18 protein-coding genes are annotated in these 14,558 nt (G+C 44.0%); 4 read left to right on the top strand and 14 right to left on the bottom strand.

The features are described from left to right. Positions 1–46 precede the first annotated feature (46 nt). Together ACHUFW_RS20140 and ACHUFW_RS20135 are read left to right on the top strand one after the other, a co-directional pair. The gene (locus ACHUFW_RS20140) at positions 47–466 is read left to right on the top strand and encodes a hypothetical protein (protein ID WP_394205679.1); all 420 of its coding nucleotides are present in this window, start codon (positions 47–49) and stop codon (positions 464–466) included. A 222-nt stretch (positions 467–688) separates the two neighbouring features. Continuing rightward, positions 689–886 carry a DUF2986 domain-containing protein gene (locus tag ACHUFW_RS20135; RefSeq protein WP_394205678.1) on the top strand — a complete coding sequence of 66 codons (198 nt, stop codon included), beginning with the start codon at positions 689–691 and terminating at the stop codon, positions 884–886. Positions 887–938: 52 nt separating this feature from the next. On the opposite strand, the gene ACHUFW_RS20130 is transcribed toward ACHUFW_RS20135, so the two are convergent. Together ACHUFW_RS20130 and ACHUFW_RS20125 are read right to left on the bottom strand one after the other, a co-directional pair. Next, complete coding sequence (locus tag ACHUFW_RS20130) at positions 939–2,447, bottom strand: MATE family efflux transporter (protein ID WP_394205677.1); 1,509 nt, start codon at positions 2,445–2,447, stop codon at positions 939–941. A 71-nt stretch (positions 2,448–2,518) separates the two neighbouring features. Further along, positions 2,519–3,358: an ion transporter gene (locus tag ACHUFW_RS20125; RefSeq protein WP_394205676.1), complete on the bottom strand. Its 840-nt coding sequence runs from the start codon at positions 3,356–3,358 to the stop codon at positions 2,519–2,521. Between the two features lie 298 nt (positions 3,359–3,656). On the opposite strand from ACHUFW_RS20125, the gene ACHUFW_RS20120 reads away from it, so the two are divergent. Further along, positions 3,657–4,208 carry a L,D-transpeptidase family protein gene (locus ACHUFW_RS20120; protein WP_394205675.1) on the top strand — a complete coding sequence of 184 codons (552 nt, stop codon included), beginning with the start codon at positions 3,657–3,659 and terminating at the stop codon, positions 4,206–4,208. Between the two features lie 17 nt (positions 4,209–4,225). Continuing rightward, positions 4,226–4,798: a VOC family protein gene (locus ACHUFW_RS20115; RefSeq protein WP_394205674.1), complete on the top strand. Its 573-nt coding sequence runs from the start codon at positions 4,226–4,228 to the stop codon at positions 4,796–4,798. A 68-nt stretch (positions 4,799–4,866) separates the two neighbouring features. Here ACHUFW_RS20115 and ACHUFW_RS20110 read toward each other — a convergent pair whose 3' ends face one another. The 12 genes from ACHUFW_RS20110 to ACHUFW_RS20055 are packed head-to-tail and all read right to left on the bottom strand — an operon-like array spanning position 4,867 to position 14,523. Next, entirely contained in the window at positions 4,867–5,391 is a 525-nt protein-coding gene (locus ACHUFW_RS20110; RefSeq protein ID WP_394205673.1) for a DUF3833 domain-containing protein, read from the bottom strand. After that, complete coding sequence (locus tag ACHUFW_RS20105; protein ID WP_394205672.1) at positions 5,388–5,894, bottom strand: chalcone isomerase family protein; 507 nt, start codon at positions 5,892–5,894, stop codon at positions 5,388–5,390. The genes ACHUFW_RS20110 and ACHUFW_RS20105 overlap by 4 nt, the downstream gene beginning before the upstream one ends. Positions 5,895–5,907: 13 nt before the next feature. Next, the gene (locus ACHUFW_RS20100; RefSeq protein WP_394205671.1) at positions 5,908–6,426 is read right to left on the bottom strand and encodes a DUF2878 domain-containing protein; all 519 of its coding nucleotides are present in this window, start codon (positions 6,424–6,426) and stop codon (positions 5,908–5,910) included. Beyond that, the gene (locus ACHUFW_RS20095; RefSeq protein ID WP_394205670.1) at positions 6,404–7,669 is read right to left on the bottom strand and encodes a class I SAM-dependent methyltransferase; all 1,266 of its coding nucleotides are present in this window, start codon (positions 7,667–7,669) and stop codon (positions 6,404–6,406) included. Before ACHUFW_RS20095 ends, ACHUFW_RS20100 begins: the two co-directional genes overlap by 23 nt. Before the next feature lie 36 nt (positions 7,670–7,705). Then, complete coding sequence (locus tag ACHUFW_RS20090; RefSeq protein ID WP_394205669.1) at positions 7,706–8,431, bottom strand: DUF1365 domain-containing protein; 726 nt, start codon at positions 8,429–8,431, stop codon at positions 7,706–7,708. A 12-nt stretch (positions 8,432–8,443) separates the two neighbouring features. After that, positions 8,444–9,697: an NAD(P)/FAD-dependent oxidoreductase gene (locus ACHUFW_RS20085; RefSeq protein ID WP_394205668.1), complete on the bottom strand. Its 1,254-nt coding sequence runs from the start codon at positions 9,695–9,697 to the stop codon at positions 8,444–8,446. Further along, positions 9,694–10,413 carry an SDR family NAD(P)-dependent oxidoreductase gene (locus ACHUFW_RS20080; RefSeq protein WP_394205667.1) on the bottom strand — a complete coding sequence of 240 codons (720 nt, stop codon included), beginning with the start codon at positions 10,411–10,413 and terminating at the stop codon, positions 9,694–9,696. Before ACHUFW_RS20080 ends, ACHUFW_RS20085 begins: the two co-directional genes overlap by 4 nt. Beyond that, the gene (locus tag ACHUFW_RS20075; RefSeq protein ID WP_394205666.1) at positions 10,414–10,848 is read right to left on the bottom strand and encodes a nuclear transport factor 2 family protein; all 435 of its coding nucleotides are present in this window, start codon (positions 10,846–10,848) and stop codon (positions 10,414–10,416) included. It abuts the gene before it with no gap. A 12-nt stretch (positions 10,849–10,860) separates the two neighbouring features. Then, entirely contained in the window at positions 10,861–12,264 is a 1,404-nt protein-coding gene (phrB, locus tag ACHUFW_RS20070) for a deoxyribodipyrimidine photo-lyase (protein WP_394205665.1), read from the bottom strand. Continuing rightward, positions 12,264–13,208, bottom strand: a complete 945-nt coding sequence (locus tag ACHUFW_RS20065; protein WP_394205664.1) for a YbgA family protein — start codon at positions 13,206–13,208, stop codon at positions 12,264–12,266. The genes phrB and ACHUFW_RS20065 overlap by 1 nt, the downstream gene beginning before the upstream one ends. A gap of 21 nt (positions 13,209–13,229) precedes the next feature. After that, the gene (locus ACHUFW_RS20060; protein ID WP_394205663.1) at positions 13,230–13,904 is read right to left on the bottom strand and encodes a ChrR family anti-sigma-E factor; all 675 of its coding nucleotides are present in this window, start codon (positions 13,902–13,904) and stop codon (positions 13,230–13,232) included. Further along, positions 13,897–14,523: a sigma-70 family RNA polymerase sigma factor gene (locus tag ACHUFW_RS20055; protein ID WP_394205662.1), complete on the bottom strand. Its 627-nt coding sequence runs from the start codon at positions 14,521–14,523 to the stop codon at positions 13,897–13,899. Before ACHUFW_RS20055 ends, ACHUFW_RS20060 begins: the two co-directional genes overlap by 8 nt. Positions 14,524–14,558: the final 35 nt, after the last annotated feature.

The following is a 14,558-nucleotide window of genomic DNA, read 5'->3' as shown; positions in this document are numbered from 1 at the left end:
TACAAGGCTCGTGCTTTAATGTAATGAGAACAGGATGAGAATAATAATGAAATTGATAAAGCCCTTAAGTGTTTTACTGATGATGTTCATGGTCGGATGCAGTAGTAAGCAGGCGACGATTGAAGACTTTAACGAACAGGTCGAAGATCAGTTTAGAACTTCAATCAAAGGCGACGGCATTAAACTGTTCGTCTATAAAGTGAAAAAAGTCAGCAATAACGAATTGCCCCACGTTTACCGGGCACAACAAGCTAAACGCTCTAGTCGTAGCCGCAATAAAGGGCCCGACTTATCTGATTGGACTGAACAAATTGAACTTGGCCTACTAAAGACCATTGATATGACAGGTTTTTGCCGTGAAGGCTATTTTGAGCTTAGCCGTATTATAGAATATGGACGCGGCGAAATTCGTGGCGAGTGTATTGAAGGCGCGACAGAAGCAGATAAAGAAGCGTTCTCGTCGTAATAAAAGTATTAATCACGACAGCTTAAGCCGCCCCTTGAACCAAAGTATCGGTAAGTTATGGCTAATGTGGTTAACCATGTTTGCTAAACTAATAAAATAGTTTAACAAGCAAACCTAGCCGATTCGCTAAGTTTACGTTAGAATCCGACGCCGCCATGGGCTATTGCACCTATGTGGTAACACCACATCGCATTGTTACAATCATCAAAGTTGGTAATGGGTATGAACAGAAAGCAGAAAATGATCAAAAAGACGGCTAAGCGAGCCAAAGCGCGTAAAAACAAACATACCCCACCCACTATCAAAAAGTATGTATCAAAAGCTGAACGCGCAGAAAACCAAGCAAAACTGGAAGCAGAAAAAGCACAACAAGTAGACGCTGAACAGCAGACCGCTGAGTCTACTGAAGACAGCGTTTAATCACTCTGATGTCGCCTCGCGCAGTAGATGTTTCTACTAAAATGCTGCGCGATTAACTGCGTTTACCTTCCTCACCAATAATCAAATTAGTCACTTCATTACTCGCTTCACAATCTCGCTCTTCACTGACTTGTGCCATTTGAGTACAGCCCGAAGACAATGGATTGGAGGTTGCTGTGAGCACTTCTTTTTCAAGCTCGCTATCGTCTGGCTGTTGCTGCGTGCCATTGGCTCGGTAACTCGCCTCAACGCGATCCACTAACCGATAAGCGGTTATCACTCCTAATACACCAAACAAGATTGAGCCTAATACTTGGCCTATCAGCACCCCGTAGATACCACCGAACTGTGCACCAAAGTACACAAAAGGTATGGTTCCTATCGTGGCTTTCCCCACATTAAATGCGGTTGAGTACTTCGCCTTACCCAAATTATTAAAGGAGGCATTAGCAACGAATAATGCCCCAGAAAACACAAAAAAGACCGCGATATAACTACAGAAAAAATCAATTAACTCAGCACTATCTCCGCGCATATCAAATACGTTGATAATGACATTTCGTAGTAAAAATAAAATCAGCGATACCCCTAACACATAGACAACACAGAACTGCAAAGCTTTAGTTAAACTCTCTCTGACCCTATCAAAAATCATCGCACCAAAGTTTTGCCCTACAATTGGACCAATAGCGCCAGATAACGCAAAAATCATCCCAAATGCTACGGGTGTGATGCGCCCGAGTACCGCCCACGCAGCAACATAACCATCACCAAAATCCGCTATCGCCCGAGTCACCACCGCATTGCCAATCGGCGTCGCGATATTGGTTAGCATTGCCGGTCCCGCAATTGCGAAAATCGGTTTTAAATCTTCTTTGAAGTGAGTGAGATTAAATTGTCCAAACAGATCATGCTTAACAATCACCCCTTTGGCTGAGATAACCAACACTGCAATCCTAGCCAGCACCGATGCCAGCGCCGCCCCTTCAATTCCCATTGACAACATAAAGATAAAAATGGGATCAAAAACTAGGTTAACGCCGCCCCCTGCTAACGTAGACATCATTGACAACTTGGCATCACCAACGGCTCTTAATGCTGCGCCCAATGCCATGGCCAAACAGATAATCGGCATTGATGGTACCAAAATATACAGATAACTAGCGGCCAACTCAGCGGTATGCCCCGTTGCCCCAACTAAACTAAGCAAAGTCGGTATTGATAAGGTGACGATAATCGCAATAAACACCGTCACAATTAACGTGGCAACAGCACTGTTTAGCAGTTGCCTTTTAGCGGTTTCAACTTGTTTGGCCCCAATGGCCTTTGACACCAATGCGCCTAAAGCAATCGATAGTCCGATACCGATAGATGTGGTAAAAAATGAGATAGTACCGGCATAACCAACCGCCGCTGCAAGTTCTTTCTCTCCCAATAAACTGAGGAAAAAGATATCAATGAGATCAACAATAAACAGTGCTGAAATCCCGATAGCTGCAGTTGAGCTCATCACTAAGATGTGGCGTAAAATAGACCCTTGAACAAACTTCGCCGCAGTCATGACTTTCCTTGATGATTCATTTTATTTTTCTAATAAAGTTATATTACGTATTAATTCAGTGTTTGGTGCAACTATAATTCTTTTTCTAGCTCACTCGCACATTGATCGCAGTATTTCGCGCCGGGTTCATGACCGGTTTTTAAACAATTACTGCAACGACGAAGATCTTTGCTACGGCTGATTTCCTGTGAAATTTCTGCAGTCAATATTCCTGTTGGAATGGCAATAATCGAATAACCGAGCAACATAGTAAAAGCTGCAATGGCTTGGCCTAGATTAGTCACTGGCGTAATATCGCCATAACCAACCGTGGTGATTGTTACTATGGTCCAGTAGATTGATTTGGGAATAGAACTAAAACCATTTTCAGGACCTTCAACCACGTACATAATGGCACCAACTACCATCACTATCAGGCTGACAGAAAAAAAGAATATAAACACCTTACGACTTGAATGTATCATAGCGCGAAGCAACAGGTTGCCCTCACTAAGATATCGTAACAATTTTAATACTCTAAATATTCTAAATAGACGCAGCACCCTAATCACTAGGGCAAAATTACTGCCGGGGAACAGCAACGCGAGATAAGTTGGCAGGATAGAAAGTAAATCCACAATCCCGTAAAAGCTGCGAGCATATTTAACAGGATGTGCAGAGCAATATAATCGCAACAAATATTCAACCGTGAACACCCCAGTAAACACCCACTCTAACGTGCGGATTTGCTCGCCAAAGCGAACATGAATACTGGCGACAGTATCGAGCAAAACTAATGAGACGCTGCAAATGATACAAACAATCAAAGCGATATCAAAATACCGTCCATATTTAGTATCTGTGCCAAAAATTACTCGGCGTAGTTTAAGACGAAACTGACTTTCATCCTCATGATTATCTAGAGAGGTCATGGAACCCGTTTTCCCTGTTACGTGACTTAGCTGTTAGTGTGATAAAACGCATCAAAATAAACAACAATCGTATCATAGCCATAGCAATATCTTGGAATATTTTTGCTCTGACTGACAGTTTAATTACGCAACCAATACCTTATGAATAGAGACCTGTAGTTACGTATTTTTGCCTTCTCTCCCGTTGCTCAAATCCTCCTTCTGCAACTATCCAAAGCGATAAAACAGATCGCCACGACTTAAAAATTTCAGGTATGATAGACCCAAAATGTCTACTAATTGATAAAACTCAAGTTCTATGCGCATTCTAGTTTCATTAATCACGTTTTGTCTGGTTTGCTGCTTTCAAGCAACCGCAGCGCCAAGTATTCAATCTCAAGGGACTCAGATACCTTTATCAGCAGCAATTGAACCAAAAGCAATTGGCAAAGTAGACTTAGTGGTTGTCAAAAAATCTGCGCGGGTAATGCATTTGATGCGTAAAGGCGAGGTCGTTAGACAATACCATATCGCGATGGGAGATCGTCCTGAGGGTCATAAGCTTACCGAAGGTGATCAGCGCACCCCAGAAGGCCGTTACTTACTTGATTATAAGAAATCAGATAGTGCTTACTACCGGGCCATACACATCTCTTATCCAAATGCAGAAGATCGCCTACGGGCATCGGCGCTGGGGTTAGACCCCGGTGGACAGATCATGATCCACGGCCAAAATCCAAATTCAAACCTCTCTCCAGCTGAAGCACAAAAGCTCAATTGGACTGACGGCTGTATCGCAATAAAGAACCACGAAATGGATGAGCTTTGGCATGCCATCGAGCTCAACACGCCAATCGAGATCTGGCCATAACCACTTTTGAGTCACCAATGAAAAACACCATTAATCCTACGCAGCTACTATCAAGCTGGACTAATTTTGAACAAAAAATACTCAAGCTACTCAATACGCTACAGTTGGATTCATTGAATCTAACCTGTGATCACGTTGCCCTGAGGGTCAATAGTGTAGAAGCGGCAGATGAGCTTAAACAGTGGTTTTCCGATCAGGGGGAAATCATCTCTAATAACATGATTAACGGCCGGCCAATACTCATTTTTGACCTACATTCACCACTGAAACTCGGCAATTTCAGCATCGAATGTGTTGAGCTTCCCTATCCCAGTGATAAAGTGTACCCGCAAGAAGGATGGGAACATATCGAATTGGTACTACCCGGTGGAGCAAAAACCTGCGAGCAGCTCACTGAGCAGCTTTACCAAGCCTCACCTGCCATCGAGACGCTGCTGGCGGATAACGATCAGTTTAACATTAAATTGAGCTCACCAAAGGGAGACGGTGAAAGACTGGCTAACCCCACCATCGCCATAAAAGCAGATGGCATTTGTATAAAAATTCATCCTCACCACATTAGAACCATCATCGAGTCAGAGCAGCATTAAGCCGTAGGCCATTGAAGGTTTTGAGCCGAACTTATAAGGGCAGCCATTGAACGCTGCCCCTTGCGCATTTAACTCAATTTTTCGATATACAGCACCACTTCACCTACTTTAAAGCCAAACTTGCTCATATCGGTTTTGTTGAACAACCTTTTGTCATCTAACAGATACATCCAATCATCAAGGGTGACGGTATAAGTTTCACCATCGACTTGAATGTCTAACTGATATTGCCAATAAAGTGCACTCCCTGAGGTGGTACCGCGTGCTATACCGACTACATCGTTCGCTTGGCCTTGATACTCGTTATCAGCCAATTTCTCTAACTGCCAAATACGAGTCGATTTCTCACCATCATCGAAACGAAACCATTCTTTGATCTCTCCCTTATTGCCTTGCCAATCCGCCACCAGGTCAACTTCAAAGCGTCGTAGCATCTTGCCGCCGCGATCAACAACGATACCGTAAGCCACTAATTTTCCATTAAAAAACTCTTCCAATTTTAGTTCTGGTGTGGTGTTGGCATAGTCTTTCAGATCAACTGTTGAGCAAGATGAAACCATCATGACCATCAACAAAACCAATAATTTTTTCATTGGACAGCTCCTAACAGTGCTTGACGTAACTCAGGCTCGGTGGTGTTCTCTGATAACCAAATCGATAAGAACGCCGGCCCAAAATTAGCATTTGTCACCGTACCTAACGCCTCGTCGCCGTGATAAAAATCACTGATACCTTGCTCATCGACGATAATGGTGAGTACATCGCCCTCTTGGATATCTGGCCAAAGCGCATTAAGTGGCTCAGACCAACGACTGATTTGCTCATCGCTATAGGCTAAGTGCTGCCATTGCTCCTGGGTGGCTTGGATCAACACATCGCTATCAATGTCGCGCAAATAGTGAATCTGTAACGCTAGCGGATAACTGCTGTCTAAGGATTGGTATCGACTGCTTTCACTGTAGAGCGCGGCTTTATAAACATCCCAAAACAGATAACTCATTTGTCCTTCGCCAACCTTATTCATCGACTCAATGGGGGCTGCACTCAATAGCTGACTTTGAAAAGCCATCACCATCAACATCAAGAATCTGACCATACTAACGCCCTCCTTAAATGTGATTAACAGGCACTGGTTTCACTGCCGTTATCAACATCCGATGACAACCAACAAGTACTGGCATTAACGCACTCCACGCCACAGCCAATATCGCGACAAAGGGAAGTAACGGCCATTGTTGGGTTAAGCCACCAACCTGAGTTCCAAGCCAATAGGTAAATGAGCCGGCGATTGCGCCAATCACGGCAACATAGCTAAGGGGTAGCTGTGTCAGCCACTTCAAGCTGTGGTTTAACGTCAATATGAACATATACCACAGCAGAGCAAGCCAAAGCGGGAAAACACTGTAACTTGCGGCGCTAAACACACCAACACTCAACATCAATTGATCGATGGCAATACCAATGGGGACTAACATCACTAGCTTTAAATCATCCTGTTTACTTGGTGAGCAAGCAAAATGAATAAATATCGCCGCAGCAATTATCCAGGCTGCATAATCCGTATACTTAGCCGCCACAAACCAGCTAAGCTGAAACAGGGCTAGATTAATAATCCAGAACGCTTTCATCGACTTGACCTAGATAATGTGGTTTTCTGGCAACTAAGTGATGGGTACTAATGACTCTTTGCTTAAACGCACCTTCACAATAGGCAAAGTAAAATAACCAAAGACGCTTAAACTCCTCACTGTAGCCGCGCTCAGATAATGCCTCCCAGCTAGCTTCAAAATTAATCCGCCAATCGTTCAACGTGCGAGCATAATGCAAACCAATGTCTTGTAGATTCTCAACCACAAGATCTGTTTGCCCTGCAATATGGCGGGTCATTTCAGCCACAGAGGGCAAGCAGCCGCCTGGGAAAATATACTTTTGAATAAAATCAGTGCCTTTGCGGTAAGTCTCATAACGGCTGTCAGCAATAGTAATCGCCTGAATCAACATTTTACCGTCGCTTTTTAACAAGCTTGCGCACTTATTGAAGAAACCACCAAGATACTCATGACCCACAGCTTCGATCATTTCGATAGAAACCAATTTGTCGTATTGGCCTTCAAGCAGTCGATAGTCTTGCTTTAGCAAAGTGATTTTATCTTCTAGCCCAAGCTCAGAAATTCGTTGCTTAGCTAACTCATATTGCGCATCAGAAATGGTTGTCGTAGTCACATGGCAACCAAAATGGCTTGCCATGTAGATGCCTAGGCCACCCCACCCTGTACCGATTTCAATCACGCTATCTTGTTCGCACAATGCCAACTTGTCACAGATTGTGCGCATTTTATGTTGCTGAGCTTGTGCTAGAGAGGCATCTTTATCGGGATAAACGGCGCAAGAGTAAAGCATAGTGTCATCTAAGAAACGCTCATACAGATCATTACCGATGTCGTAGTGCGCTAGAATATTTCGTTTTGAACCCGCTTGAGAATTGCTATTTTTCAATCTGAGCAGCTGCTTCTTCAATTTACTTATCCAAGCGGTACTTTGCTCTAACTTATCAAGCTGTTGCTGATTTCGAGCCATCACACTGATGAGGCTTGTCAGGTTATGACTGGTCCATTTACCGGCAATAAATGCCTCTGCGGCGCCAATACTGCCGTTAACCACCATGTCCTTGTAGAAGCTGGCATCTAGAATGGTAATTTGCGCCGTTAACTGCGCATCTTTACTACCAAAATGGTAATGCTGGCCTTTATCATTAATTTCAATCGCCCCATGGCTAATATGGCCTAACGCTGAGAACACCAAACCGCGATAGCGTTGCTCTAGCCAGCTTGTCGATTTGGTTGTCACAAGATAGTTTTGAATCTGTTCCATGAATAACCTCATTTAATTCGTTGCTAGCCAGCCTAATCAAGACTCCGGATGGGCAACAAAAGGGACCCGTTTACAAAATAGTTTTAGTGCTTGCCAATATATTCCAGCGATCATTTTTCCTGTCATCATGGGTGTTGATAGCCAGGTTTTCAAAAGCGATCCCGGTGTAATTTCTTCACGTGTCATCGCTAATGTTGCATCAAACACTTTTGAGTGCTGGTGATTTTCAATATGCACCATCACTTTGTGCTCTGGTGCAACTATCTTCCAGTGATATTGCATGTCCATTTCCATAAATGGCGACACATGAAATACCTTATCGGTTTTGCAATCGCCCTCAAGGTCGACAAGGTAATAATGCCGTTGGTTCCAAGGCGTATTACTCACCTCAGCCAACATGTACTTGCACACATCATTGTTGTCATAGCAAAAGTAGAAATTGATTGGGCTAAAGTACAAACCTAAACAGCGACATTGCGCCATCATCACAACTTTTTCACCTTGCCAATGGCCGCCAAGTTGCGCCACTTTATTGCTAATACGCTGCTTAAGTTCACCAGGTTCACTTTTAAGATAATCTTTTTCTTGGAATCGAATAGGATTAAACCACCGAGTCCCGAAAACCCGACTTGTACGGCACACAACATCAAGCTCATCAAGATCGATAGCCATCATATACATGCCATAATTAAAGCGATGCGGCCTATCACCAAAGCGTCGATGCCTGACCTCTCCACGATATACTGCACTTCTCATTAGCATGGGTTTTCTCCTTTACAAGGAAAGACCAAAACGACGTGTAACATCAAGGGCACTGCGCACACCATCTTCATGAAAGCCGTTATACCAATACGCACCAACAAAATGGGTATGGTTTTGACCGCATATACGTGTACGTTGTTGCTGGCAAGCGACGGTGTGTTGATTCAATACCGGATGGTGATAAACAAACTGGCGTAACACTTTACCTGGATCAATTTGCTCACTTTGATTGAGAGTGACGCAAAACGTGTCTTCGCTGTTGATACCTTGCAAGATATTCATATTGTAGGTTACACAGGCTGGGCGTTGGTTTTTACTATCTAACTGATAGTTCCAGCTGGCCCAAGCGAGTTCCCGCGTCGGTAATAAGCTGGTGTCAGTATGTAACACCACTTGGTTTTCGCTATAGGGGATCCCACCAAGAATATCCTGCTCATCTTCTGTAGGCTGGCCTAGTAAAGCTAAAGCTTGGTCAGAATGACAAGCTAAAATCACTTCATCAAAACGTTGCGACACACCGCTTTCAAACACCAGCTCTACACCGTCATCGTCACGGTTAACTGTGGCGATATCAACGCCTGTCACCACAGGTTTAGACAAGGTTGCCAGCAAGGCTTTGACATATTCTCTAGAGCCGCCAGGCACCACGTACCACTGGGGTCTATCGGTGATATTAAGTAAACCGTGATTGAAAAAGAACTTAATAAAAAATGCCAACTCAAATTGTTGCATCTCTTTTAAGCTCGTTGACCAAATCGCTGCCCCCATGGGCAAAATGTAATGCTGACTAAAGAAATCGGAAAAGCCATGCTGCTCAAGAAACGAGCCTAATGTCGCTCCTGAGTCATATTCTCCTTTGTGGTACAGTGCTTTACATAATTTATTAAACTTAATGATATCAAAAATTAACCGCCAGAATTTTGGACGAAAGATATTGCGTCTCTGTGCGAATAAGGTATTGACGGTGTGGCCGTTATATTCAAAACCGCTGGTTAAATTGAAAACACTGAAGCTCATTTGTGTTTTTTGACCACCAATATTGAGCTGTTCAAGAAGGCGATTAAAATTGGGATAAGTACGGTCATTAAATACAATAAATCCGCTATCAATGGCATAGTCTCGACCATTATGTTCGATATCGACCGTTGCGGTATGACCGCCCACATAATGATTTTTTTCAAATACGGTCACGTCATATTGCTTATCGAGTAAATATGCACAAGTGAGTCCGGAAATACCCGAACCAACAATAGCGATTTTTTTCATGATTGCATCCTTAGCGCGATAGCGCGCCAACAAGCTGAAGGCAAAGCTCGCAAAAACTTTAAAATGAAAATAAATAAACCTGGAAAATTAATGTCTGATTTACCTTTATCGACACCAGCAATGATGTAGTTGGCTGCTTGTTCGGCAGTTATCTTAAACGGCATGTCAAAGGTATTTTTATCGGTTAGCGGTGTCGCCACAAACCCGGGATGAACCACACTAACTGCGATATCATGCCGTGCAAGTTCAATCTGCATTACGTTAGCCAGATATGTTAACCCTGCTTTTGACGCGCCATAGGCTTGCGCGCGAGGAAACGGTAACAATTGCGCGCTGGAACTCACAAAGACTAGTCGACCATGGGGCGCTAAATGAGGCAACCAAGCCTCTAAACAATAAGCTACAGAAACAAGATTGACGTTGATCACCCGCTCAAACAACTGACTGTCAAAATTGATCGCATCATCAATGTATTCACAATCACCCGCGTTCAAAATAATGGTATCGAGTTGGCCGACCTGCGAAGCGGTGGCCATGACCTGCTCTCTGTCGGTAATATCAAACTGCAAACTAGATACACCATTAAGGTGAGTGAGTTGCTCAAGTTTGGCCTGGCTACGACCGCATGCAATAACTTGCTCACCACGTGCTTGGTAGCTACGGGTCAGTGCCTCGCCAATACCGGAGCTTGCGCCAGTAATTAATATGCGGCTCATTTAACCACCCGCCCGTTGCTTCACCTTTCGCACCAAAAAACCCAGTACGGGGATGTGCTCATACAACATGGCACCGACATCGAGGTAGTCGCGATGGTAAATCACTTTATTGTCTTGGCCTTTTAAAAGCGAATGACCTTCGACCACAATGGGATTGGCACCATTTAATTGGGTATGACGATAGGTCATGGTCCAATAAATCGCAGCATGGTTATCCATAATAAGACTATTATCTACGGTAAAGCTGCATTCCAGTAGGTTCTCGTATAAACCGTCAAAGTAACTCAGTAGCTGGTTCAACCCTTCAACCCGATGCATCGGATCCAAGAAGACAACTTCACTATGATAAACCTTATCCAAGGCAACCAAATTATCAGTCCCCAACTTCTCGTAGACGGCAATAAAATTTTCTAACCACAGCGGTTTGGCGACCATGCTAATGTATTCCTAAGCGTTTTTATAAAAAGATAGCGCACGTGATCTTGCTTGTTTATGTTCAACTATCGGTTTGACATAAACATGACTCATACCCTGGCTTGCTAGATAGTCATGGGGAAAGTGAATCGCTTTATCCGGCACGTTTTCTAACTCTGGTAAATACTTACGAATAAAGTGGCCATTTGGATCAAACTTCTTACTCTGTAATAACGGATTAAATATTCTAAAATAGGGTTGGGCATCACAACCGGTACTCGCCGCCCACTGCCAACCACCATTGTTAGCACTAAAATCTCCATCGATGAGTTGCTGCATGAAATAGCGCTCTCCCAGGTGCCAGTCCACCAGCAAATGTTTACTTAGAAAACTGGCAACAACCATTCGCAATCGATTATGCATCCAACCGGTTTGATTTAGTTGTCGCATTGCTGCATCGACAATTGGATATCCCGTTTTTGCTTCACACCACGCCTTAAAGTGAACATCACTGCCAGGCCATACGGTATGACGATACTGCGCAAGAAAACTTTCGCCTTTGATTAAGTTGGGGTAAAACACTAGCAAGTGTTTATAGAAATCTCGCCAAATCAGCTCATTTAGCCAACTAAAGTGCGAGTGAGAAGGGTCGGTCAACACGTCAATATCGCGCTGAATCAACTGCGTCACCAACCAAGATGGACTGATGGCACCTATTGCTAAATAAGGAGATAAGCCAGATGTCCCTTTAACACTTGGAAAGTCTCTATTCTGACTATAATTTGCTAGTTTATGCTCAAAAAATAATGGAATAACCCGCTCTATGACAGTTTCACTTAGGGGCCACGCAGATGAGTCTTGCTGGGCATAGCCAAAGTCATCGGCGGTAATAACGGAAGCGGCATCATCAATATCTATTGGCGGCAATTGCGCGCTCGGTAGCCCATCGCATACTATGCCTTGATAATTGACCACCTTAAGCCAAGCTTTTTTAAACGGCGTAAACACTTTAAACATCTGCTGCTGTTTGTTAAGCACCTCGCCAGGGCTAACGATGGTATCGCCTGAAAATAACTGTAAGTCTATTCCTGAGTTGATAACGGCGTTATCTCTTCGCTGTTCATCTAGCTCCAACTCTGCATTAGCCAACACCGTGTCATCGTTGTTCTGCTCACAAAACCCACGCAACACTTGTACCTGATCTGCATAAGTCTTAGCACTGAGGTGCACCAGGCGTATCCCTAAGCTAGCTAATTGTTTTGCATATTGATTAAGGTGGCGACGCAACAAATCAATTTTAAGCGGTGACTGATCATGTTGTCGCCATTGTTCAGGTGTAGATATAAAAACAGCGATGGTCGACTGCTGACCTATCGCTGCGTTAAGTGCCGGGTTATCTTGTGTTCTTACATCTCGCCTTATCCACAAAATCGCCATTAATATCCATACCTCAGCCGTAATGCACTTGGGTGCGGGTTTAAATATGTTTGACTCGCGAGATAATCATTTGGGTACTCTAGCAGGTAATGCTGAATCAAAGTCAAAGGAACCAGTAGCGGTGTCCGCCCTTCCCTGTATTCGGCTATATGCTCTGTTAATTCTTTACGTTTGGGCGCATCTAACTGCTTTTTAAAGTAACCTTGCAAATGCTGCAATGTGTTAGTGTGACTGCGTCTGGTGGCTTTATGCTTTAAAGCTGCCATTAAACCAGCAATGTAGGCATCAGCCTGTTCATCTAATGCCATATCCGCTCTGGCCAATAACCTGCCAAGCTCGCGATAGCTTTCAACGTGATGACTCATCACCAAATACTTATGCTCACTATGAAAAGCGATCAGCTTGTGCTTGGTAAGGCCGTCTGCTTTTAAATCGAGCCATTTCTGGTAGGTGAAAATGCGGGTGATAAAATTCTCTTTAATCACCGGATCATTAAGTCGGCCATTCTCTTCGCAGGGCAGTAATGGGTTGGCTGTCATTACCTGCTCAGCAAATATTCCTACACCCGTTGATTCAGACCCCTTGCCATGGTGATGGTAAATTTTTACCCGCTCCATTCCACAGCTTGGGCTTTTAGCACAGAAAACGAAACCAGACAGATTGTGATACTGCTTGGCAGCTTTTTGACCAAACTCTTTCAATGCTTCAGTCACATCACCACTACCGTCAGGTCGTGACACAGTAATAATGTTATCGCGGATGATTTGGCGAATAGTCGGTCTTGGAATGGGTAAACCAATACCGACTTCGGGACAAACAGGTTTAAACGTTGCAAACTCACCAAGTTGGTCGACACAAAAATTAGACTTCTTGTGGCCCTTGTCAAATCGAACCTGCTCGCCCATCACACAGGCACTGATCCCTATTGTCAATTGCTTTTCCATGTCGGATGCCCTCTGCCGTTATTAATAAATGAAACGCCCAATAGGATTGAGCAGTTGACTCACGCCCTGGGTAAAGTGAATTGCATCACTCGAAACAGTTAAACAAACACAGCCTTCTTGAGTAATTGGCTGATGGGTATGTTCACCATCTAACCAAATAAAATCACCCACACCATAGTGTCCCATCTCATCATCAAAACTGCCTTCCAACAGTAAAGTGACTTCAAACCCTTTGTGGGTATGGGTAGGCACGCTGCCACCCTTATCGATATGAAGTAAACTCATGCGCATATCGTCGTCATCAAAGTCGAATCGAGCACGGGACAGCTTGCCCATGCCTTGCCACTCCTTTAACGCCACTTGACGCAAAGCATGTGGCAGTTGCAAGGTTTTATCTTTGACATTGATCTGCTCAGGTTTGATTGGCGCGATTTCAGGCTCAGGTGCAAGCGCCGTTATCATTTCAATCATGTCTAGATCATCTTCTTCATCATAGCTAAAGGACGGCTCGATGCCAGAATTAGATTGCTGAGCCTCGAACGCACTGTTAGCCAGCTGCGCCGTTAATTGCTCAACTTGCTGCTGACAATGTTCACAAAGCTCTACATGACTAGCGACGATAATCGACACTGAAGCGGGCAATTGACCGCCAACAAAAGCAGTTAAAATATCATTGTTAGGATGATGCTTAATCATTTGACTCTCCCAGCTGCTTTTTCAGTTTGGCTAACGCTAATCGTAATCTGGACTTAATCGTCCCAACAGGGACACCTAATTGTTTGGCGAGCTGCTCTTGCGACATCTCCTGAAAATACACGCCTTTCACCACTGCTTTTTGCGCATCGGGTAAACTGTCAACATAACTCGCCATCTGTTTCTCCATCAGATGGTCACCAAACACTGAATCATCGGCCTTTTCATCTGCGAATGTCGGCCAAATATCATCAGCGATTTGCACCTCGCCTTTACTTTTGATGCGGCGTAACATGTCAAACGACGCGTTGCGCATGATGGTATATACCCAGGTAGTCGCTGCGCCTTTGTCGGCGTTGTAAAGATGTGCTTTTTTCCACACGTTGGTCATCGTATCTTGCAGCAGCTCGTTAGCCTGGGCCTCACTACCTAACTGTTTGATACCAAAACGTTTGATTTTAGGAGAAAAAAACTTAAACAATTCGGTAAAAGCGCGTTTACAGCGCTCATTAGCGACCGCGACCAGCCATTGTGACAGCTCTGGTGGCACCTGATTTTCTAGTGTGTTCGCGTTGATAGTGCAAACCTCTTTCTTATCAAACGCTGCGACAGTTCTCTGCATCTTGAGTGCTTAAAAGTTGGTTGACGTAATAGCCA

The sequence above is a fragment of the Shewanella waksmanii genome (genome assembly GCF_043643685.1).
Lineage (GTDB): Bacteria > Pseudomonadota > Gammaproteobacteria > Enterobacterales > Shewanellaceae > Shewanella > Shewanella waksmanii_A.
The sequence above is the reverse complement of the archived record's forward strand: the minus strand, read 5'-3'. Positions and strand labels throughout refer to the sequence as shown.

Bases quoted from the DNA above. Each gene is read 5' to 3' on its own strand.
- ACHUFW_RS20140 (WP_394205679.1), top strand. From the start codon at position 47: ATGAAATTGATAAAGCCCTTAAGTGTTTTACTGATGATGTTCATGGTC.
- ACHUFW_RS20135 (WP_394205678.1), top strand. From the start codon at position 689: ATGAACAGAAAGCAGAAAATGATCAAAAAGACGGCTAAGCGAGCCAAA.
- ACHUFW_RS20130 (WP_394205677.1), bottom strand. From the start codon at position 2,447: ATGACTGCGGCGAAGTTTGTTCAAGGGTCTATTTTACGCCACATCTTA.
- ACHUFW_RS20125 (WP_394205676.1), bottom strand. From the start codon at position 3,358: ATGACCTCTCTAGATAATCATGAGGATGAAAGTCAGTTTCGTCTTAAA.
- ACHUFW_RS20120 (WP_394205675.1), top strand. From the start codon at position 3,657: ATGCGCATTCTAGTTTCATTAATCACGTTTTGTCTGGTTTGCTGCTTT.
- ACHUFW_RS20115 (WP_394205674.1), top strand. From the start codon at position 4,226: ATGAAAAACACCATTAATCCTACGCAGCTACTATCAAGCTGGACTAAT.
- ACHUFW_RS20110 (WP_394205673.1), bottom strand. From the start codon at position 5,391: ATGAAAAAATTATTGGTTTTGTTGATGGTCATGATGGTTTCATCTTGC.
- ACHUFW_RS20105 (WP_394205672.1), bottom strand. From the start codon at position 5,894: ATGGTCAGATTCTTGATGTTGATGGTGATGGCTTTTCAAAGTCAGCTA.
- ACHUFW_RS20100 (WP_394205671.1), bottom strand. From the start codon at position 6,426: ATGAAAGCGTTCTGGATTATTAATCTAGCCCTGTTTCAGCTTAGCTGG.
- ACHUFW_RS20095 (WP_394205670.1), bottom strand. From the start codon at position 7,669: ATGGAACAGATTCAAAACTATCTTGTGACAACCAAATCGACAAGCTGG.
- ACHUFW_RS20090 (WP_394205669.1), bottom strand. From the start codon at position 8,431: ATGCTAATGAGAAGTGCAGTATATCGTGGAGAGGTCAGGCATCGACGC.
- ACHUFW_RS20085 (WP_394205668.1), bottom strand. From the start codon at position 9,697: ATGAAAAAAATCGCTATTGTTGGTTCGGGTATTTCCGGACTCACTTGT.
- ACHUFW_RS20080 (WP_394205667.1), bottom strand. From the start codon at position 10,413: ATGAGCCGCATATTAATTACTGGCGCAAGCTCCGGTATTGGCGAGGCA.
- ACHUFW_RS20075 (WP_394205666.1), bottom strand. From the start codon at position 10,848: ATGGTCGCCAAACCGCTGTGGTTAGAAAATTTTATTGCCGTCTACGAG.
- phrB (WP_394205665.1), bottom strand. From the start codon at position 12,264: ATGGCGATTTTGTGGATAAGGCGAGATGTAAGAACACAAGATAACCCG.
- ACHUFW_RS20065 (WP_394205664.1), bottom strand. From the start codon at position 13,208: ATGGAAAAGCAATTGACAATAGGGATCAGTGCCTGTGTGATGGGCGAG.
- ACHUFW_RS20060 (WP_394205663.1), bottom strand. From the start codon at position 13,904: ATGATTAAGCATCATCCTAACAATGATATTTTAACTGCTTTTGTTGGC.
- ACHUFW_RS20055 (WP_394205662.1), bottom strand. From the start codon at position 14,523: ATGCAGAGAACTGTCGCAGCGTTTGATAAGAAAGAGGTTTGCACTATC.